21 protein-coding genes and 1 riboswitch are annotated in these 19,807 nt (G+C 62.7%); of the genes, 13 read left to right on the top strand and 8 right to left on the bottom strand.

Annotated features, from left to right (window positions below):
• The first annotated feature begins 6 nt into the window (after positions 1-6).
• The 5 genes from R0V12_RS09615 (at position 7) to R0V12_RS09595 (ending at position 4,835) form a co-directional block, all read left to right on the top strand.
• Entirely contained in the window at positions 7-645 is a 639-nt protein-coding gene (locus R0V12_RS09615; RefSeq protein WP_256006340.1) for an esterase/lipase family protein, read from the top strand.
• 95 nt (positions 646-740) lie between these two features.
• Positions 741-1,280 carry a YceI family protein gene (locus tag R0V12_RS09610; protein ID WP_256006338.1) on the top strand — a complete coding sequence of 180 codons (540 nt, stop codon included), beginning with the start codon at positions 741-743 and terminating at the stop codon, positions 1,278-1,280.
• Between the two features lie 21 nt (positions 1,281-1,301).
• Complete coding sequence (locus R0V12_RS09605; protein WP_320072541.1) at positions 1,302-2,792, top strand: gluconokinase; 1,491 nt, start codon at positions 1,302-1,304, stop codon at positions 2,790-2,792.
• A 50-nt stretch (positions 2,793-2,842) separates the two neighbouring features.
• The gene (locus tag R0V12_RS09600; RefSeq protein WP_320072540.1) at positions 2,843-4,009 is read left to right on the top strand and encodes a YibE/F family protein; all 1,167 of its coding nucleotides are present in this window, start codon (positions 2,843-2,845) and stop codon (positions 4,007-4,009) included.
• Positions 4,010-4,028: 19 nt separating this feature from the next.
• Entirely contained in the window at positions 4,029-4,835 is an 807-nt protein-coding gene (locus R0V12_RS09595) for a DUF1906 domain-containing protein (protein ID WP_256000351.1), read from the top strand.
• A gap of 88 nt (positions 4,836-4,923) precedes the next feature.
• Here R0V12_RS09595 and R0V12_RS09590 read toward each other — a convergent pair whose 3' ends face one another.
• The 3 genes from R0V12_RS09590 to R0V12_RS09580 form a co-directional block, all read right to left on the bottom strand.
• A complete protein-coding gene (locus tag R0V12_RS09590; RefSeq protein ID WP_070362853.1) occupies positions 4,924-5,760 on the bottom strand; it encodes an aldo/keto reductase in 837 nt (278 codons plus the stop codon).
• 9 nt (positions 5,761-5,769) lie between these two features.
• Entirely contained in the window at positions 5,770-6,129 is a 360-nt protein-coding gene (locus R0V12_RS09585; protein ID WP_070362854.1) for an FKBP-type peptidyl-prolyl cis-trans isomerase, read from the bottom strand.
• Between the two features lie 99 nt (positions 6,130-6,228).
• The gene (locus R0V12_RS09580) at positions 6,229-7,524 is read right to left on the bottom strand and encodes a citrate synthase (protein WP_070362855.1); all 1,296 of its coding nucleotides are present in this window, start codon (positions 7,522-7,524) and stop codon (positions 6,229-6,231) included.
• A gap of 269 nt (positions 7,525-7,793) precedes the next feature.
• Here R0V12_RS09580 and serC point away from each other — a divergent pair, with 269 nt between their 5' ends.
• Genes serC through R0V12_RS09565 form a run of 3 tightly spaced genes read left to right on the top strand, consistent with a single transcriptional unit; the run spans position 7,794 to position 10,760 of the window.
• Complete coding sequence (gene serC, locus R0V12_RS09575; protein WP_070362856.1) at positions 7,794-8,921, top strand: phosphoserine transaminase; 1,128 nt, start codon at positions 7,794-7,796, stop codon at positions 8,919-8,921.
• A gap of 54 nt (positions 8,922-8,975) precedes the next feature.
• Positions 8,976-9,902 carry a septation protein SepH gene (gene sepH, locus R0V12_RS09570; protein WP_284805052.1) on the top strand — a complete coding sequence of 309 codons (927 nt, stop codon included), beginning with the start codon at positions 8,976-8,978 and terminating at the stop codon, positions 9,900-9,902.
• 9 nt (positions 9,903-9,911) lie between these two features.
• On the top strand, positions 9,912-10,760 hold the full coding sequence (locus R0V12_RS09565; protein WP_256000350.1) for a DUF6928 family protein: 849 nt from the start codon (positions 9,912-9,914) through the stop codon (positions 10,758-10,760).
• Here the strand turns inward: R0V12_RS09565 and R0V12_RS09560 are convergent.
• Together R0V12_RS09560 and R0V12_RS09555 are read right to left on the bottom strand one after the other, a co-directional pair.
• Positions 10,720-11,559, bottom strand: coding sequence for a TrmH family RNA methyltransferase (locus tag R0V12_RS09560; protein ID WP_413774879.1), 840 nt, complete (start codon positions 11,557-11,559; stop codon positions 10,720-10,722). The two genes, R0V12_RS09565 and R0V12_RS09560, sit on opposite strands and share 41 nt — an antisense overlap.
• Positions 11,560-11,568: 9 nt before the next feature.
• Entirely contained in the window at positions 11,569-13,026 is a 1,458-nt protein-coding gene (locus R0V12_RS09555; protein ID WP_320072538.1) for an NCS2 family permease, read from the bottom strand.
• A 135-nt stretch (positions 13,027-13,161) separates the two neighbouring features.
• Here R0V12_RS09555 and R0V12_RS09550 point away from each other — a divergent pair, with 135 nt between their 5' ends.
• A complete protein-coding gene (locus R0V12_RS09550; protein ID WP_320072537.1) occupies positions 13,162-13,863 on the top strand; it encodes a hypothetical protein in 702 nt (233 codons plus the stop codon).
• A 4-nt stretch (positions 13,864-13,867) separates the two neighbouring features.
• On the opposite strand, the gene R0V12_RS09545 is transcribed toward R0V12_RS09550, so the two are convergent.
• Entirely contained in the window at positions 13,868-14,539 is a 672-nt protein-coding gene (locus R0V12_RS09545) for a DUF3027 domain-containing protein (protein WP_369822037.1), read from the bottom strand.
• A 47-nt stretch (positions 14,540-14,586) separates the two neighbouring features.
• Between R0V12_RS09545 and R0V12_RS09540 the strand changes: the two genes are divergently transcribed.
• Both R0V12_RS09540 and R0V12_RS09535 read left to right on the top strand, forming a co-directional pair.
• On the top strand, positions 14,587-15,372 hold the full coding sequence (locus R0V12_RS09540; protein ID WP_320072536.1) for a glutaminyl-peptide cyclotransferase: 786 nt from the start codon (positions 14,587-14,589) through the stop codon (positions 15,370-15,372).
• Between the two features lie 10 nt (positions 15,373-15,382).
• The gene (locus R0V12_RS09535; RefSeq protein WP_320072535.1) at positions 15,383-15,889 is read left to right on the top strand and encodes a DUF2771 domain-containing protein; all 507 of its coding nucleotides are present in this window, start codon (positions 15,383-15,385) and stop codon (positions 15,887-15,889) included.
• 3 nt (positions 15,890-15,892) lie between these two features.
• Here R0V12_RS09535 and R0V12_RS09530 read toward each other — a convergent pair whose 3' ends face one another.
• Positions 15,893-16,276, bottom strand: a complete 384-nt coding sequence (locus tag R0V12_RS09530) for a cold-shock protein (protein WP_070362863.1) — start codon at positions 16,274-16,276, stop codon at positions 15,893-15,895.
• A gap of 237 nt (positions 16,277-16,513) precedes the next feature.
• Positions 16,514-16,687, top strand: a riboswitch (cyclic di-AMP (ydaO/yuaA leader).
• 11 nt (positions 16,688-16,698) lie between these two features.
• Between R0V12_RS09530 and R0V12_RS09525 the strand changes: the two genes are divergently transcribed.
• Positions 16,699-17,349, top strand: a complete 651-nt coding sequence (locus tag R0V12_RS09525) for a resuscitation-promoting factor Rpf1 domain-containing protein (RefSeq protein ID WP_070362865.1) — start codon at positions 16,699-16,701, stop codon at positions 17,347-17,349.
• Positions 17,350-17,469: 120 nt separating this feature from the next.
• Here the strand turns inward: R0V12_RS09525 and R0V12_RS09520 are convergent, their stop codons facing one another.
• A complete protein-coding gene (locus R0V12_RS09520; protein ID WP_070362866.1) occupies positions 17,470-17,664 on the bottom strand; it encodes a hypothetical protein in 195 nt (64 codons plus the stop codon).
• Positions 17,665-17,717: 53 nt separating this feature from the next.
• On the opposite strand from R0V12_RS09520, the gene R0V12_RS09515 reads away from it, so the two are divergent.
• On the top strand, positions 17,718-19,793 hold the full coding sequence (locus R0V12_RS09515) for a helicase-associated domain-containing protein (RefSeq protein ID WP_320072534.1): 2,076 nt from the start codon (positions 17,718-17,720) through the stop codon (positions 19,791-19,793).
• Positions 19,794-19,807 lie beyond the last annotated feature (14 nt).

Genomic DNA, 19,807 nt, shown 5'->3' with positions numbered 1-19,807 from the left:
GACGCTATGGCGTTGCTTTCCTACGTGCCACGGATACTTCCATCGCCTTCAACAGCGAACTCCCAGACAACAGGCCGCATCGTTGTGGCCCTCCATGGCACTGGCTCCTCCCCTTTTGTCTTCCGCCGCCTTGCACACGAACTGGAAAAACATGGGATTGGGTTGATTGCGCCTGGCTACGGCCATCGGGCAACGGCAGGTATCGACGCCTCGTCCCAAGAGATTGCGGCGTTCCTCGACAGCCTGGCTGCGCAGCAGGTCGATGTTGTGGGGCACTCGTATGGCGCGCTGATCGGGCTGAGGGCTGTTCAGCTGAGCGCAATCGCCGCGCGCTGCGGCACGATCGTGGGCCTCGGAGCCTCGTGGCGTGGCACGCACGGCATTGCGCGTCTGTTTCCGCCTGGACTTGTTCGGGCAGTGGTTGGCGACGCGTTCGTCGAATTGGAGCATTTCCGGGAGGAGCCAGTGGCCCCTTCCGGTACCGAAATCGTCTCCATCGTTTCGGATGCTGACCGCATTGTTCCAGCGTGGTCGTCACGGTGGGGAGACGTGATCGAGGTGTCTGGTGTATCGCATGCGGCGCTGGCGTTGCGGACGAATGAGATCCTGGCGGCGCTCGGGGTATGCCCTTCCGGCACCGGCTGAACAGCAACAACCCTACATTGTTGATACGTCACCAATAATCACCTACACTCGCACCTGCAATCATTTTTGATGACACGTCAACGAAAGTAGGAATCATGTCTCAGCTCACCGGTACATACAAGCTCGACCCGGCACACTCCTCCATCGGCTTCACCGTCCGCCACGCGATGGTGACGAAGGTCCGCGGCGAGTTTACCGACCACGACACCACCATCACGCTCACCGACGATCTGGCAGCAAGCACGGCACAGGGCACGGTCCGGACCGCGAGCGTCGATACCCGAAACGAGGACCGCGACGCACACGTGCGCGGCGAGGACTTCTTCGATGTGGAGAAGCACCCGGAGATGACGTTTACCTCGACGGCGTTCAACGTAGACGAGGCCGGCAACGGCACGGTCACGGGTGATCTGACCATCAAGGGCACCACGAAGCCAGTCACGTTCGAGGTTGAGACCTTCGGCGTCGAGGAGGACCCGTTCGGCAACACGCGCATCGGGTTCGAGGCCAGCACGTCAATTAACCGCACCGATTTCGGTATCGATTTCCAGGCTCCGCTCAACTCGGGCGGCATGCTCGTGAGTGAGAAGGTCGCCATTGAAATTGAGGGCTCCGCGATCAAGCAGGGCGCCTAGTCTCTGCCGTACCATCGGGGTATGAGCGCTACCAAGATCCCAACCATGTCGGTCCCTGTACGGGACTCTCGCGGGCCGTACGTCCTCGGCATCGACGTCGGCTCGACGGCGAGCCGCGGCGGCCTTTACGACGCCACCGGCCGCCCCGTCAAGGGCGCGAAGCAGCGCGTTGCGCACGCGTTTACTACCACCGCTGACGGCGCGAGCACCATCGACGCCGACCAGGTCGTCGCCGAGGTCCGCAAGGTTATCGACGACACCGTCGCGTTCGCCGCAGCGCATGACCTGCGCATTGAGGCCATCTGCATGGACTCGTTCGCCTCGAGCCTCCTCCTTGTCGACGCCCACGGCGACGCCCTGACCCCGCTGTACACCTACGCGGACTCACAATCCCGCGACTACGTCGAACGGCTCCGCAACACAATCGACGAGGCCGAGTACCACCAGCGCACCGGCGTGCGCCTCCACACGAGTTACCACCCGGCGCGCCTCGCCTGGGCCAAAGAACAGCTGCCAGAGTTTTCGCGCGCAGCCACGGTCATGACGATCGGCGAGTACGTGTACCACAAGCTCGCGGGCATCCATGGCCTGGCCGTCTCTACCGCGGCGTGGTCGGGCGTCGCCAATGCGCACACCGGGGAGCTCGACACCGAGATTCTCGACGCCATCGACATCCCGCACGACATGATCCAGCCGCTGCGCTTCCCCGACGAACCCGACTACCCGGATGACACCGCGTGGCCCGCGCTCAATGGGGTTGCGTGGTTCCACTGCATCCCAGACGGCTGGCCGTCCAATGTCGGCCCCGGCGCGACCGGCCCCGACACCATCGCGGTAGCCGCGGCGACCTCCGGCGCGATGCGCGTCATACTCCCGGAGGTGCCAGCTCGCATCCCAGAGGGACTGTGGTGCTACCGCATCGCACGAGACAAGGCCATCTTGGGCGGCGCGCTCAACGACGTCGGGCGTGCCGTCACCTGGCTCGAGGAAACCATCCAGCCGGTGGCCCCGGATGAGATCGCCGCGGTGCTTTCCTCCGGGCCAGGGCGCGCCCCGCTAGTGCTGCCGTTCTTTACCGGCGAGCGCTCCACCGGCTGGGCCGCGAGCGCGCAAGCGCAGCTCTTGGGCGTCACCGCGGCAACTACACCGGCCGATTTGTGGCGGGGCGTGTTTGAAGGCATCGCGATGTCGTATCTTCGCGTCTACGAGCAGCTCAAGGAGGCAGGCGCACTCCCCGAGCGCGTGGTCGCCTCCGGGCGCGTCACGGCCGACCACCCGGCATGGCTGTCGGTGCTCGCCGATGCGCTTGGTTGCGACGTCGTCCCCCTGGAGATGAAGCGCGCCACTTTGCGCGGCACCGTGCTCATCGCGCTGGACGACATCGCCCCTGAAGTAAAGAGAGCGACCCCGCCGTTCGGCCAAGGGCACCGCAACGTGGATGCACACGCCGAGTACTTCAGGGAGCTCCGCGACCGCTTCGAGGCTGCGTACCGCACGTTAGTTGCACAGTAGCTCTACAATCAGTCTGATTGTCCCAGTATTGATCTCACAAGGGAGCCCCGTTGGCACGCCACGCAACTCAGTCCTCGCCATCTCCGCTGCGCACGGCACGCGGCGCGCTAGTAGCGTTCCTCGCGATTGCCGGCATCGCCACGGTAGTGGGCCTCGCCCTACTGTGGCCGGGCGGCAAGCAGCCAGAGGTCCTGCCCGGGTTTGAGCAGACCCAGACGTCAACGGCGGAAACCGTCAAGGCAACCGTCATTGAACACTCGGTGGCTTCCTGTGGTGGCGTCGCAACGCCGAACCACCCTGAGTGCGACTTCCTGCGCGTCGAGCTCAAGTCCGGAGGCACCACCACGATCGAGACAGCGCAGCAGCCGGGCACCCCGGAGCTTTCGGTCGGCGACCGCGTGGTGCTCTCGGTGCACCACAGCCCCGAGACTTCGTACTCCTTCCTTGACATGGATCGCTCGATACCGCTTGGGCTGTGGCTCGCACTCACGCTGCTGGTCGTCGTCGTGGTTGGGGCATGGCGTGGGGTGCGCGCGATCTTCGGCCTGCTGTGCACCTTGCTGGTCATCTTCGGCTTCCTCGTTCCCGGGCTGCTGCTCGGATATAACCCCGTGGGGCTTTCCTTGGTGACGGGTGCCGCGGTGCTCTTCCCTGTCATCTTTGTTGTGCACGGCAGGAATTGGAAGTCCGCGTCAGCCCTGGCTGGCACCCTGACCGCGCTGGGGCTCGCGGCACTCGCCGCGCACCTCGCCATCGATACGACGCAGCTGCGCGGCCTTGCCGACGAAAACAACCTCCTCATCCACATGTACCTCCCCCAGGTGCAAGTGCCAGGCATCATGCTCGCCGGATTCATCATCGGTGCCCTCGGCGTGCTCACCGACGTCACCATTGCGCAGGCTTCAACGGTGCAGGAGCTGTATGAGACTTCGCCCGACGCCCGGCCCCGCACCGTGTTCACCTCCGCGATGAAGGTCGGCCACGACCACATTGCGTCGATGGTCTACACCCTGGTCCTGGCGTATATGGGCGCTGCCCTCCCCCTGTCGATGCTGCTCCAGGTCGCCGACCGGCCGCTGACCCAGGTGCTCACCTCCGACGTGGTGGCCACCGAGATCATGCGTTCGAGTATCGGCGCGATCGCGTTGGTCCTGGCAGTGCCGATCACCACGGCGATTGCCGCGTGGACAATCCGCGCTCCCCAACCCCAACAGTAATGTTGCTAGAGTTACGGGTGTGACTACTTTTAATCGACGCCGCTTCCTTCAAACCACCGCACTCGCTCTCGCGGGCGCAACCCTTGGCTCCACCGCGCAAGCCCACGCCCAGGGCCGCATCCTCGGCACCGTGATCGACTACGCGGGCGGGGTTCCGTCCGGTCGCGCAGTAAAGGCCGCCGGGCACCTCGGCGCTGTCCGCTACGTGTCGGAGCGCCGCCCCGGCGCGAACTGGATGCTGGGCAAGCCCGTCACGCTGGGCGAAACACAGGACTTCGCCGCGAACGACCTCGCCACGGCGTCCGTCTACCAGTTCGGCCGTGCCGAGACCGCCGACTGGCTCGGCGGCGCCGCTGCTGCCGCCCGCCACGCACCGGAGGCGATGCGCCTCCACGCCTCCGCCGGCGGCCCAACCGGCCGCCCGATCTACATCGCGATCGACGACAACCCCTCGCGTTCCCAGTACCTGAACCAGATCCGCCCCTACCTCCGGGCGTTCTCCGCGGCGCTGACGCTTGGCGGCTACCAGACCGGTGTATACGGAAACATCAACGTGATCCAGTGGTGCATCGAGGACGGCATCGGCTCGTTCTTCTGGCAGCACGACTGGGGCTCCGGCGGCAAACTGCACCCGCGCGCAAACATCCACCAGAAAGCAAAGTGGACCGGAGTGATCGACGGCGTCACGGTGGACATCAACAACGTCTACAGCGCCGATTGGGGCCAGTGGACCCCTGGGCGACGTGGCCCCGGCTTCACCCTTGGCGACCTGGGCAGCTCCCAGCTTTCATCACGCTTTGATTGGCGCGCGCTGCTGCCGAAGTAGCGTCACGCAAAGTAGCGTCACCAGGACATGGCAAAACCCCGGTGCACAGAGCGTAAAGGCTCGCCGCACCGGGGTCTTTGCGTTTGTGCTAGCTAGGGTCTCCCGGGAACTCGCGCGGGTCATTCGACATCCGCTCGCCGCTCAACGCGTCGAGCGCTGCGATATCTTCCTGCGAAAGCTCGACCTCGACCGCCCCGAGATTCTCCTCGAGGCGAACTGGATTCGCCGTCTTCGGCACAACCGAGCATCCCAGGCTCATCACGTACGCGAGCGCAATCTGCGCCGGGGTCCGGCCGTGCTTCTCGGCGAGGCGAGTAAACACCGGATCGTCAAGGTTCGCGCCTCGCGCGAGCGGCGCCCACGCCTCGGTGACAATCCCCTTTTCCTGGTGGTAGGCGCGCAGCTCCTGCTGAGTAAACCCTGCGTGCAGCTCCACCTGGTTGAGCACTGGCGCGACGCCGGTGTGCGCGATGATCTCATCGAGCACCTCTTCATAGAAGTTCGCCACGCCTACCGACTGCAACCGGCCCATGCCCTGCAGCTGCACCAAAGATTCGTACGCTTGCACGAAGGTCCCGTGCTGCGGCCACGGCCAGTGCACGAGGAAGAGATCGATAAACTCGAGCCCCATCCGCTGCAGCGACTCCTCGTAGGCTTCCGCTGCACGAGTCTGGTCATCGTTCCATAGCTTCGAGGTGATGAATAGCTCTTCGCGAGTCACATCACCGGCCGCAATCGCGTCGGCGACCGCGCGCCCAACCTGCTCCTCATTGCCGTAAAAGGAGGCAGTGTCGATGTGGCGGTAGCCCAACTCAATAGCTCGCCGCACGATGTTGACGCAGTCTTCACCCTGCAGCTTGTAAGTGCCCAGACCTAGCAGCGGAAAATCATAACCGTCGTTGAGTGTTGTCACTGGAATGCGCATATCGAATCCTTAGCGCGCGTCAAGCAGGTCGATAATGAACACCAGCGTCAGGCCAGAGAGCGGGTGGCCGCCACCAGCAGGGCCGTACGCCTTCTCCGGCGGAATCGTCAGCTTGCGGCGACCGCCAACCTTCATCCCCGGGATGCCCTCTTGCCAACCCGCGATGAGGCCAGCCAACGGGAACTCCGCGGCCTCGCCGCGGTCCCACGAAGAGTCGAACTCTTCACCGGTTGCATAGTCAACACCCAGGTAGTGCACCTGCACATAACCGCCTGCTACAGCTTCGGCTCCGTCGCCGACTACGAGATCCTCGATGACAAGGTCCGTTGGGGCAGGTGCTTCAGGTACCTCAATCGTGGGCTTTTCCATACGTGAATACTCCTTGCGTCGTTCATTCATGGCGAAACCGCCGGGTACATATCCCCAAAGTATAAAGGAAGATACGTACCCGGCGGTGAACGCTAGAGATTATCGCTGGTCACGCGGCACAAAGTCGCGCTTCGTGTAGCCGGTGTAGATCTGGCGTGGACGGTTGATCTTGGAGTTCATCGCCAGCTGCTCGCGGTACTGTGCGATCCAGCCCGGGAGACGGCCGATGGCGAAGAGCACGGTGAAGAAGTCCGTCGGGAAGCCCATCGCGCGGTAGATCAGACCGGTGTAGAAGTCTACGTTCGGGTAGAGCTTGCGCGAGATGAAGTAGTCGTCCTTCAGCGCGATCTCCTCGAGCTTCATCGCCAGGTCCAGGAGCTCGTCGCCACCGAGGTGCTCCAGCACCTCGTGTGCGGTCTCCTTGACGATCGCTGCGCGTGGGTCGTAGTTCTTGTACACGCGGTGGCCGAAGCCCATCAGGCGGACGCCCTTTTCCTTGTTCTTCACGCGGTTCATGAAGTCGGTGGCGTCGCCGCCGTGGTTGTCCTTAATGTCCTCGAGCATCTCGAGCACAGCCTGGTTTGCACCACCGTGCAACGGGCCTGCCAGCGCGTTGATGCCGCCTGCAATGGAGACGAACATGTTCGCCTGCGCGGAAGCAATCATGCGGACCGTGGAGGTGGAGCAGTTCTGCTCGTGGTCTGCGTGCAGAATCAGCAGCTTGTCCAGAGCCTTCACCAGGATCGGGTCAACCTCGTACGGCTCGGTTGGGTAGCCGAACATCATGCGGAGGAAGTTCTCGCGTGCGTTCAGCGAGTTGTCTGGGTACATGTACGGCTTACCTCGGGATGCACGGTATGCGTACGCCGCCAGCATCGGCACCTTCGCCATCAGGCGAACGGTTGCCTTGTCCAGCTGCTCCTCGTCGAGCGGATCCAGCTGGTCCTGGTAGTAAGCAGAAAGAATGTTCACGGACGACGCCAGCACCGCCATTGGGTGTGCGTTGCGCGGGAAGACGTTGAACGCGGCCTTGAAGTCTTCGTCGAGAAGCGTGTGGTGACGAATCTCGGAGTTGAACTTCTTGTACTCATCCGTCGTTGGAAGCTCGCCATTGATGAGGAGGTACGACACCTCGTTGAACGTTGCGTTCTGCGCCAGTTCAGCGATGTCGTAGCCGCGGTAACGCAGAATGCCGTTGGCGCCATCGATGTAGGTGATCTTCGACTCGGTCGAGCCAGTGGACACGTAGCCCGGATCGAAGGTGACAAGCCCAGTCTCCCCGAGGAGGTTGCCTAGCACCACTCCGTCGTTGCCCTCGGTGGCGGACTTGATGTCCATTTCGAATTCGCCACCTGGGTAGTGAAGTACAGCTTTGTCTTGACCTTCAGAAGCCATAGCAAACCTTTCTCAGAAGTTTCGGAAACCCTATTCCTTGCGGGATGCAAGGAGGTTGCAATTTACTCCCGCAATGCTAGCAAAAAATGTGACTCGCCCGACACAACTCAATAAATCTATTGACCACCACACCCCCATTTGTTCGATTTTCAAGTATCCGGAAAAGAGCTGGCGAAAGGCGCCCCGGGCGCGTCGTTGGGTAATAAGATGCAGTGAGACGCGAGTGGCGTCGTCAAGTTTCTCTACCCCCTGTTACAGGAAAGGCTGTCATGCAAACATTTCCGGTTCTTCCCCCAGCTCTGCTTCCTAGCGATGGACGTTTTGGCTGCGGCCCTTCAAAGGTTCGCCCGGAGCAGCTCGAGGCTATCGCGAAGGGCGCGGACATCATTGGTACCTCTCACCGCCAGCCAGCTGTGAAGAATCTTGTGGGTGAGGTCCGCCAAGGTTTGCACGACTTCTTCAGCCTTCCGGAAGGCTACGAAATCGTGTTTTCGCTCGGAGGCGCGACCGCCTTTTGGGACGCCGCTACCTTCGGCCTCATCGAGACGAAGTCTGCACACCTGACGTTCGGTGAGTTTTCTGGGAAGTTTGCGAAGGCCTCGGCCGCCGCACCATGGCTGGCTGATCCGCAGATCGTGGACTCCGCACCCGGCACCGCACCTTCGCCGCACGAGCTCGACGGCGCCGACGCCGACGTCGTTGCGTGGGCACACAACGAGACTTCCACCGGCGCGATGGTCCCTGTTCGCCGCCCGGACACCGATGCACTCGTAGTTATCGACGCCACCTCCGGCGCCGGCGGCCTCCCCGTCAATGTGCACGAGGCGGACGTCTACTACTTCTCGCCGCAGAAGTGCTTCGCTTCTGACGGCGGCATGTGGTTCGCCGTGATGAGCCCAGCCGCCCTGGAGCGCATTGAAAAGATCCAGGCGTCTGGCCGCTTCATCCCCGCGTTCCTGAACTTGCAGACGGCCGTCGATAACTCGCGGAAGAACCAGACGTACAACACCCCAGCAATCAGCCCACTGCTGATGCTGGCGGAGCAGGTTCGTTGGATGAACGAGCTCGGCGGGTTGGATGCGATGGTTGCTCGCACGACGGCTTCGTCCTCCTTGCTGTACAAGTGGGCTGACAACCACGAGTTTGCAACGCCGTTCGTCGAGGACCCTGCTGCCCGATCCAAGGTCGTCGGCACGATCGATTTCGACGAGCGCATCGACGCAGCTGAGCTGGCTAAGGCGCTTCGCCAGAATGGTTACCTGGATACGGAGCCGTACCGCAAGCTTGGCCGCAACCAGTTGCGCATCGGTCTGTTCCCTGCAATCAAGTCCGAGGACGTCAAGCACCTGACCAAGTCTATTGACTATCTGATCGAACAGGGCGTGGGCCAGAAGTAGTCCAGAACAAATGGGCTAAGCTGGTGGAGGTATTTGTCAGCGGAAAGGAGCCACATGCGCGAGTTGTACCTCATGGATGAGGAGTCCACGGAGACGTTCTTCGTCCTCCGAGATGACGAGGGCATCCGTTACCAGCTCGCGCGTTCCGAGATGCAGGCCGTGGCTGAGGAGGAATCCACCAAGCCTGAGCTTGAGGTTGCACCGGACGCGCAGGAACCATCCGCTGACGCTGACAATGCACTCGGTGACGAGCACTCCGAGGACGCAGCGGAGACAGCCTCCGAGGAGAAGCCTCGCAGCCTGCCGGAACCGGACCCGCTGTACTCCACCCCGCTTTCGATGCGCCCGAACCAGATCCAGGCGCGCATCCGCTCCGGCACCCAGCCATCCGAGTTGGCTGAGGAGATGGGGGTGGCTGAAAGCCGGATCGACCCGTACGCCCACCCGGTGCTCCTGGAGCGCTCGCAGGTTGCCGAGGCCGCAAAGCAGTCGCACCCGATGCGCGAGGACGGCCCAGCGAAGCTGACGCTGTTCGAAATCCTCGCCACCGCATTCGCTGCCCGCGGGCATTCGCTTAGCGACGCCACCTGGGACGCAACCCGTGAGCCCGGCGATGATTGGGTGGTGCATGTCCGGTGGCAGGCAGGCTTAAGCGAAAACGAGGCCTTGTGGTCCTTCCACCGCCAGATGGGTTCCGCACCGACGACGGAGGCGCGAAACTCCATCGCTGCAGACCTCACGGACCCGGATTTTGTGCAGCCAGTTCGTTCACTCACGGCTATCGATCAAGACGTCGATGAGGGCGAAGACGCCACCGATGCCCCCGCTGCTTCGGACGAGGATGCAATCGCGACCGGTGACTTCTTGCAGCACCCGGATGAGGCGCCGCAGCCGCAGAAGAGGCGTCGAAAAGCTGTGACTCCGCACTGGGAAGATGTCCTGTTGGGGGTCCGAACAAACACGAAGCGGCCGCGAAAGTAGGGCCCCGCTATGTCTCATAACGCCGTGGTTACCTGCTGGTTTGTCAACGTCGCACACCCGGAGGAGGTGCTCGAGGGCGAGCCGAAGGCGGACCGTGGGTTCGGCCGAAAGCTGCTCGCACAGGTTAATCCGGCGTGGCCTATTACTCCGATTGGCCAGTTCCCGCTGAATCGTTCCTCGGTTCCTGGTGTGGACGAGTATTACATCGCGGGGTACCCGGGAGTTGCGGTTGTCCGTTTCTTTGTCACGGACGCCGAGCGCATCAGCGAAACCGCCAAGGCGCTGCGCACCGCACTGCCTAGCGCTGACACCTACGTCTACGCGGAAGGCACCGATTCGGACTACGCGGCGATCGCCCACTACCAGGGTGAGACGCTGCGCCGCGCGTTCTCTGCCACCCGCGACCACGTCTTCGAGGACGTCGGCTTGCCGGACCCGTTCGAGGCCCCGTACTGGGCCGGGGAAACCGCACCCCAGCTCGGCGGCATTTCGCTACCGTTCGAGCCGCCAGCGCTGATGCGCGAGGCTGAGCGAGCGTGGTTGGGGATCGAGGTCGGCGAGGACGGGCCGGATGTGCACATCATCGGCTACGCGGTGGATGGCCGCCCGGAGCCGAAAGTCGAGGCTCCTGCCCCACGCACCAAGACTGTCAACGAGGTGGCGGCAAAGTTCGCCGAGCAGACCAACACGTACGACGATTACGAGCAGCACGACGAAGAGGCAGAGCGTGACGAGTTTTCCGAGCTTGCCGACGCCTCCGTCGCAGCAGCAAAGCGCGTTGGCCGCGGGCTACGTCGCCGCGCCCGCGACCTGAAGGCTACGATTGCGGAGAAAATCCGCCACGCAGACCGCGGCTGATGAGGTCGCGCTGGCGCTCGTAGAACGCAATCGCCGCAGCCGTGGCCACGTTGAGTGAATCCGTCCCCGGCGCCATGGGGATTCTCGCGCGCACATCGGTCGCGCGCATTGCGTGCTGCGTGAGCCCAGGGCCTTCCCCGCCGACGAGAAATGCCACCCTCTCGTGATCGTTGAGTGCCTCTGAGAGGTACACGGCATCGTCCGCAGGGGTCAGCGACACCAGCCACCAGCCCTGTTCCTGCAGCTGTGCGAGCTCGCGCTGCCACGTGGTTGGGGTTCCGCCGAAGTGCGCAAACGGGGTGCGAAGCACATGGCCCATTGAGACGCGGACGCTGCGCCGGTAGAGCGGGTCGGCGGTGGCGGCGCCGAACAGCACGCCATCAACGCCCATGCCGGCGGCGTTGCGAAAGATGGAGCCGATGTTCTCGTGGTCCCCCACTCCCTCAAGAATCACCAGGGTGCGGGCATCTGCCACGACGTCCTCGACGCTCAGCGGTTCGGGTTTATCCGCGGAGACTAACAGCCCGCGGTGCATGTCATAGCCGGCGACCTCCCCCATCACTGCGCGGCTGATCTCGTAGACCGGTATTCCCTCCGCTTCGAGGCGCTCGCCGTACTGTTCCAAAAAAGACTGGAGGCGGCCACCGAAGCCGAACACCGCGCGGACAGGAAAGCGGGACTCCACAAGGCGTCCCGCAACAAGAGGCCCCTCCGCAAACACCAGGCCTTTCTCGCGGTCTGAGTGCTTCAGGTCGCGGATATCGTCAAGCCGGGGGTCGGAGGGGTCGTCGATAACTATGCTCACGCTTTACGAGATTAGCGACATCAACGGTCCTTGTGCGAAATAGATCAGGAACAGCGCAGAAATCAGCCACATGATCCAGTGGATGTCCTTGCGCTTGCCAGCGAAGAGCGCCATCACGGTAAACGCGATGAAGCCGACGCCGATGCCGTTGGCAATCGAGTAGGTCAGCGGCATCATGATAATGGTCAAGAAGGCCGGGAAGGCAACGTCGAAACGGGTCCAGTCGATGTTGCTGACCTGCATCATCATCAGCGCGCCAACCACGACGAGGACCGGTGCGGCGGCCTCGATTGGGACGATTTCGTACAGCGGGGTGAGGAACATCGCCAGCAGGAACAGGATGCCGGTGACCACGTTTGCGAGGCCGGTGCGGGCGCCGTCAGCAATGCCGGCGGACGAGTCCACGAACACCGTGTTCGAGGAACCAGAAAACGCGCCACCGACTACTGCGCCGAAGCCTTCAACAACAAGGGCTTTCTTCATGCCTGGCAGGTTGTCGTTCTCGTCGGTCAGGCCGGCCTGGCGGCCGAGCGCCGTCATGGTGCCCATTGCGTCGAAGAAGTTCGCCAACACGAGGGTGAAGACCAGGAGGCTGGCGGCGACGACACCGACCTCAACGAAGGCACCAACCATGTCGATTTTGCCCACGAGGGACAGATCCGGGATGCCACCCAAAGAATCCGGAAGCGCAGGGACCGCGAGCGACCAGCCGTGGTCATTCTCAGTGGACGAGCCTGCACCGACGAAGGACTCCACAATCATCGAGATGATCGTCGTCGCGACGATGCCGATGAACAGCCCACCCGGAATGTTCCGGATCACCATGAAGCCACAGATGAGCAGGCCGATGACAAACACAGCCGTCGGCCACGAGGCGATCGAACCACCGAAGCCCAGCTGCACCGGGACAGTGGTGTGTGCCTCGTCAGGGATGCGGCGCACGAACCCGGCGTCCACCAAGCCGATCATCGCGATGAACATGCCGATGCCGACACTCATTGCCACCTTCATCGAGTTCGGGATGGCCTCAAAGACGGCGGTACGGAACCCGGAAATCGCAAGAATGCAGATGATAATACCGTCAATCACGATGAGGCCCATGGCCTCTGGCCAGGTCAGGCCCTGTTGCCCAACGAGTGTCACTGCAACGAGTGTGTTCAGGCCAAGGCCCGCAGCAATACCAAACGGATATTTAGCAATAACGCCGAACAAGATACACATCACACCGGCGGCAAGGGCCGTCACCGCAGCTACCTGCGGGATACCAAGCACGACACCTTCGCGGTCGGGGCTCGTGCCCAGGATCAAAGGATTCAGGAGCACGATGTACGCCATCGCAAAGAAGGTCACGATACCGGCGCGGATTTCGCGGCCGACGCTCGAGCCTCGCTCACTGATATGGAAGAATTTATCAAGCCCGCTAGCGGGCTGCTTCGTTGAAGATTCGCTTGGAATACTCACTGCGAAGATCCCCTTTAGTTCGTTGAGGAAGTTATGAAAGAGAGCAAAGTTGTTGCATGCATCGGCTGAAATCTATCTGCCAAAAGCCTGCAATAGACTTTTACCTTAGTGCACACACTTCCTAATAATTTCGACTTGGAGCCCAAAGTGGATGTATTCAGCTTTGTCATTTCGCAAGGCATGGTTGCAGATGCAGATCTGCTCACCTCGAAGCTTCGCGGCTGCGGCATCTCGCACTCGGAGTTTGAACGCCTCCGCGTTACGGTCAGCCAGGTTACGGGCCCTCGCAAAGCGGTCGTCCACGCCACGGGAGGCCATGCGTCCTTGACGCTTCGCCCGGCGTCTGCGCCCTCCACGGAGATCACCATGTTCGCGGAGCCAATCCGGGATCAGCGCGCGCAGCCGAACAGGCACGGGCCGGACCTCGGGTGGCAGTTGCACGCATCGGCAACGCTGGGCACCAACGACGGATTGCTTGCCGACGCCAGCGGCCGCATCATCTCCGCACTCCTCCAACCACTGATCACATTTTCAAGCGCCACGCAGGCGGTCATCTCCGGGCACCCTGCTACCGCTGGATCATACGCGCTGGAGGGGGTTGTGCGTGTGTTGGAGGAGGCGGGCGTCGAAACGCATGAGGCGCACGACGGCTTCTCACGCTTCGACCTGATGCACCAGGAGACGTGGGCCGTCGATGCTGTGCACGGTGCCCGGCTTGTCGAGCAATGGCAGGAGTATGGCACACCCAAGCCTGGCCCCCGAATGATTTCGCGCGGTTTACTGCCGACGCACCGCGAGATCAATGAAACCCGGCGGCTGCGGGCATCATTGCTCTAGCGGGTTACTTCCCGTCGTGGCGCGGCGCCTTGGTATCTGCGTGGGCACCGCAGCCGTAGGATGCAGCGACGATGCGGCCATCAGCTGAGTATTCGTTGGTGCACACTCCGAAGTTCTCCCCCACTGGGTGCTCCATCGGGATGTAGAACGCGCAGGTCCGGCAGTGCAGCGTTGCCTGCTCGGCGAACGCAGAATTAGGGCCAAACTTGCCCTTCCGCCACCGCGTCTTCGCCGCATTGAGGCCTTCTTGCGTGAGGTAGTGGTCAGTTTCCCTGCCTGGGAACGTCACTGCATCCTTTGCAAAGGAGTCTGTGGTCAGGCGCTCGTCGTCAGGCGCTGGCTCCATGATGTCGCCGGGGCCGAGGTCGCCGGGGCGAAGACGCTCGGAGTACGGCACCCAGTCCGGCGCCTGCAGCGCGTCGCGAGCCGGCATGAGCGCGACCTCGTTGACGGTCACCCATGTTGAGCCCGTGGCACACGCGACGACCGCGTTCCATTCCCACCCGTTGTAGCCAGGCACGCTCGCTTCGAAGCGGTGCGTGGCCACGTTGCTCGAGAGCCCAGCGACACCGATGTGCGCGCCGACCTCGCCTTCCGCGATCTCGAGGATGGCCTCTCGCGCGACCTCAATTGCTTTGTCGCTCAGCAGTGGTGAAGAGTTCTTGTTCTGAGACACGCTCTCCATTATGGCCCATTTCTGGGGAAATGCTGCATGATGGACGTATGCGTGTTCACTCCCGACGGTTTTGGTCCATCCTGATGTGTCCTTTGGTGCTGCTCACCGTGAGTGGTTGCGATGAAGCTGCCACCGAGGTGGAGCAGCTGAAACCCGAAATCGTACAACGCTACGACTACGACCCTGCCCTGTTCACCCAGGGCCTCGAAGTCGATGAGGACGGCACACTCCTCGTCAGTACCGGCCAATACGGAGCGTCCGGCATGTATCGGCTCACGACAGAAGGCGACGTGTTGGGCGAGGTTGCCTTGCCGGACGTGTTCTTCGGCGAAGGCATGACCCGCGTCGGAGATTCGCTTTGGCAGCTGACGTGGCAGGAGGGCACTGCGTTTCGCCGCGATGCAGCGTCCCTAGCAACTGTCGATACCGCCCACTACGACGGCGAAGGGTGGGGGCTGTGCGCCACCGATGATGCACTTATTTTCTCCGACGGTTCCGCCGAGCTGCGCCGCATGGACCCGGACACGCTCGCCGAGCTTGCGCGGTTCGAAGTCACCGACCAAGGCAAACCCGTCGAGGGTCTCAACGAGTTGGAGTGCGTCGGCGACGACGTCTACGCAAACATCTTCACAACCACCGACATCGTGCGTATCGACGCCACCTCCGGCCACGTCACGGCCAGGATCGATGCGTCGTCTCTTCCCAACAACGCCGACGAAGAAATAAACAATGTGCTCAACGGGATCGCGCATATCCCTGGCACCGACGAGTTTTACCTCACCGGCAAGCGTTGGCCCGACCTCTACCGCGTCCGGTTGGTCCCTTCCCAGTAGAATTTCGCTCATGACTGCTTCCCGCCGTGCTTCCTCTCGCCTTGCACTCCAACTCGGTGCGACAGTTCTCGCCGTCGCTATCCTGCTCGCTGGGGTGTACGCGTTCATGAACTGGCAGCGCTCGCAGCCAGGTCTTCCCGTAGAAGACCTTCGGATTCACGTCACTGCATCCGACGGCGAGCACGAGATCGCCCCCTACACGCTCTGCCCCCTCGATGAACAATGTGACGGCGGTGAGCCACCGGCACTCACACGTGATGGCTCCGACGAACTCACATTCCGCATCGACCCAGACATCGCTGCGGGCAGCTGGCGCCTCCTCCTCATTTACGACGACCCCTCCGCCAACGAAGAGCGCCTCCACCAGGCGGGCGAAACCACCGAAGAGACCGCTTCTGCCGTCAAAGAAGGCGGGGCGAAACTCCTCGTTGCTGAAGTCTCGACGCTGGCTGTAAAAAATGACGACCACGGGGAAGAAATCCCGGTGGTCGCCACATGGTCGGTCGCGTTTGAATAACGCTTAGGCGTCAAGCTCCTTCGCCACTGCGCGCAGGATGCCCGCAACCTGTCGAGCCTCTTTGCGCTCAGGGTAGCGCCCAGCCGTCAACGCCGGTTGCACGTCGGACTCGATGAGCGTCATCACATCGGCAAGCATGCTTCCGAGTTCTTCTGGCTTCCTACGGTGCACGGGGCGACGCTTCGGCGTCTCCAAGATGGCGACGCGCAGCGCCTGCGGGCCCTTTCGGCCTGCGGCAAAGTCGAACTCGATGCGCTGTCCAGGCACAAGCTCATCCACACCATCCGGGAGCACCGACTTAGAAATAAATACGTCGTCGTCTCCAGGGTTGGATGCGAAGCCGAAGCCCTTGTCGGCGTCGAACCACTTCACCTTTCCAATTGGCATTAGTCTTCGTTCCTTCTCTGTTCTCTATGCAGACTCAGCAGTGGCTATCCATCATAGTCGTATCGCCCGTTCGAGCCCCAACACGAAAGAAAGTGCCACAAATCACACTCGCGCCAATTTGGCTCGTGAACAGGACAAACAGCCCTACCAGTCTCCCCGCGTCCGCGACACCAACCCCAAAAAGTGCCCGGAGCGTGACTAAATCGTTATAAAGCGTTAGGCTGTCCCGCAGCAAGAAAACGAGGCACGCTGAGTTCTGTTCGCCTCGCACAATTACACAAAGAACAGAAGCGGAGGACCCAACCTTCGGAAACTCCCTCCCGGAGCTTCCTTGGGGTGAAGTTGCTACTGCAACCGGACACCTCAGCCCGAACCCGACAGCTTACTTCGCAAGCGACAACAAGAGAGGACATCGTATTTTCATGGGACGCCATTCCAAGCAGACCACTTCCCTGACCAAGAAGGCACTCGCCGGCGCAGCCGCAACCGCGGCGTTCGCTGGACTGATGGCCCCAGAGGCCACGGCAGCGCCTGACTCTGACTGGGACCGTCTCGCACAGTGCGAGTCCGGCGGCAACTGGGCAATCAACACCGGCAACGGCTACCACGGCGGCCTGCAGTTCTCCGCGTCCACCTGGCAGGCATTCGGTGGCGGCCAGTTCGCTCCAACCGCGAACCTGGCAACCCGTGAGCAGCAGATCATCGTTGCAGAGCGCACCCTGGCACAGCAGGGTTGGGGCGCATGGCCAGCATGCTCCGCTCGCCTTGGACTGAACTCCGCTGCGACAAATCGCGACGCACAGGCTGTCTCACCGGCACCTGCTCCTGCACGCGCTGCCGTTGCATCCCCGGACGCAGCCCAGCGCCAGGCAGAGAACCCAGTTGACGCCCTGTACCGTCAGCTCGGCAGCTCCCTGAGCAACTATGGTTTCGCGATTCCGGCGCACATCCAGCAGTCCTACGCTGCGAACCGCGCGAACTACGATGCGTTCTACAGCCAGAACGCTGCACTGATCAACGCTGTTCGCTCGGGCGATCTCGCCGCTATCGGCGCAGCACTGCTGAACCGCTAAGCACTCAATAGAACGTGCCCGCCACAGAAAGCTTGTGGCGGGCACGTTTGTTTTGCTTTATGAAAGGGGCATAGGGACTGGCCAGCCCACTCTTTCAGGGCTGGCCAAAAGGTTGAACACTTAGCGGTTGATTCGCGTCGTTGGGTGGACGTACCCGATTTCTTCCGCCGGGAGTGGGAGCACGAGCTCGTCCCCAAACGGGCTAGATGCACCGGTAAGCTGCGAGGACAGCTCGGTGACAGGCGAACCATTACCAGGGGTGTTGGTGGGCCACGCCGGGTTCGCGCGACCGATCTTCTCTACGTCTTTAGCCATGCGTACTATTCTTTCACGCCTGGACAAAAATCGCACGTACACTAGCCAACGCTATGACTACGTTCCAGGAAGCGCTCCGCACGATGCGCCCCGAACAACTCCGGGAGCTCATTTATCTCAGGCCAGACGCCTTTTACCCCACCCCGCCATCCTGGGGTTCGCTGGGGACGCGGCTGTCGCTGGCTGGGTCTGCAGCACGAGCGTTACGCCGTCTCAACGCTGCCGAGTTGCGGCTTCTGGAAGCGCTCGGGGACGTCGGCGCCGAGCTCTCTCCCGTCGACACCAACAGTGTCCCCGCAGCGCGTGTTCCCGGGGCCGTCGAGCGTCTCCGTGCGATGGCGCTCATCTATGGCCCGGATACTGCTGTACGGGTCGCACCAGGGGCACTTTCCGCGCTGCCGTCGGGCTGGCGCCTCGGGGACCAGGCCCCACCGAACCTCGACGGGCTGCTGGAAGGACTCAGCGCCCGCGAGCGCTCAGTGCTGGATACGCTAGCGGCGTCAGGTTCCGTCGGCACGACGAGGGCCGCCGCGGCGGACGCGGATCCCACGACGCCAGTTGCAACACTCATTGCGAAAGGGCTGCTCATCCGCGTCGACGCCACAACGGTTCGCCTACCTCGCCCCGTCCGCGACGTCCTCCGTGGCCTGCCACCGCGCGAGTTCCCCGAGCACGCCCCTGCCGTCAACGATCCAGATCAGCCGACGATCGACCGCAACGCTACTGGCGCGGGCCTCGACGCGGTGCGCAAGCTCCGCCAGCTACTGCTCCTGTTACTTGAGTCCCCGGTCGCACTGAACAAGGACGGCTCCCTGGGGGTCCGCGCACATGCGGGGTTAACGCAGGCCCTCGGTTTCGATCCTGCGCTCCTCATTACCACGGGCGAATCCGCCGGCCTTCTCGGCCGCGGAAGCACCGACGAGGCCGACGTACTCGCGGCCACCCACGACGCTCTTTCCTGGCTGGACGCCACACTCGCCGACCAGTGGGCTATCCTCCTCGCCGGCTGGCTCGCCTCGCCCTGGCGCACCGACAAGACACCGGAGCACCGCCTCCTTTCCGAGCCCACCCACAACCCCGACGTCAGGCACGCCCGGAGGCGCATCGTCGAGTACGCGGGCCCCGACCAGGAGGCTCGATTACTGTTCCACGTACCGCTCATGGCAGCGAATTTCTCACCCCAACTTATCGACGCCACCATCGCCGAAGCCGCATTCGTCGGCGCGATTGGCGGCGTGGGGAGCTCGGCGTCGACACCGCTGCTTGCGCTCCTCGACGACGGCGACGTCGTCGAGGCTACGAAGCAGCTCGTCCCCGCGGAGGTCTCGCAACTCATCGCGCAGGGCGACATGACACTGCTCGCCCCGGGGCCGCTCGATGCGGCGACCGCCGCCGTCGTCGAAGATATCGCCGACCTTGAATCGCCGGGCCTTGCCAGCATGTGGCGCATCAGCGACGCCTCCCTGAAGCGCGCCCTCGACCGTGGGCACGACGCCGACTCACTGCACACATGGTTTAAACAGCACATCATGGGCGAGGTTCCGCAGGCCATCACCTTCCTTATCGATGATCTCTCCCGCACCCACGGCGCAATCCGCGCCGGCAGCGCGCTGAGCTACATCCGCTGCGCCGACCCTGCCCTCCTCGCCGTGGCGGCTGAGCACGCCGATCTGCGGATCTTGGCGCCGACCGTCGCCGTCAGCCCGCTTCCGCTGCCACGCTTGCTCCACGAGTTGCAAGCCGCGGGCCTGCAGCCAACCGCCGAAGACGACCACGGCGCCTCCATCACACTTGCGGAGGAACCAACACTGGTGCGAGCAACACCGTCCTCGCTCCCCCGAACCGCCTCTCTGAGCAAAGGGGACGTCGATAAGATTGTTGCGGCCCTCAACTCGGATACAAGCCAACCTTCCGGGGTCAGCGAAACGTCAACGACTGATATGCTTCGTGCAGCAGCCCGCGCCCGTCGCCGCGTCAAGGTTGAGTACGCGGACTCGCAGGGCGCGCAGCACACCCTAACGGTCATCCCGTTGACGGTGAGTGTCGGCGTCATTGATGCGCAGGACACGGCCACGCAGCGCGTGATCCGCATACCACTGCGGCGCGTAATCACTGTGACGCTGGTGTAGAAAGAAAGGTCCAA

Origin of the sequence: Corynebacterium sp. UMB2355A (assembly GCF_033877495.1) — a bacterium.
Taxonomy (GTDB): domain Bacteria; phylum Actinomycetota; class Actinomycetes; order Mycobacteriales; family Mycobacteriaceae; genus Corynebacterium; species Corynebacterium pseudogenitalium.
This window is presented reverse-complemented; position numbering and strand designations above follow the sequence as displayed.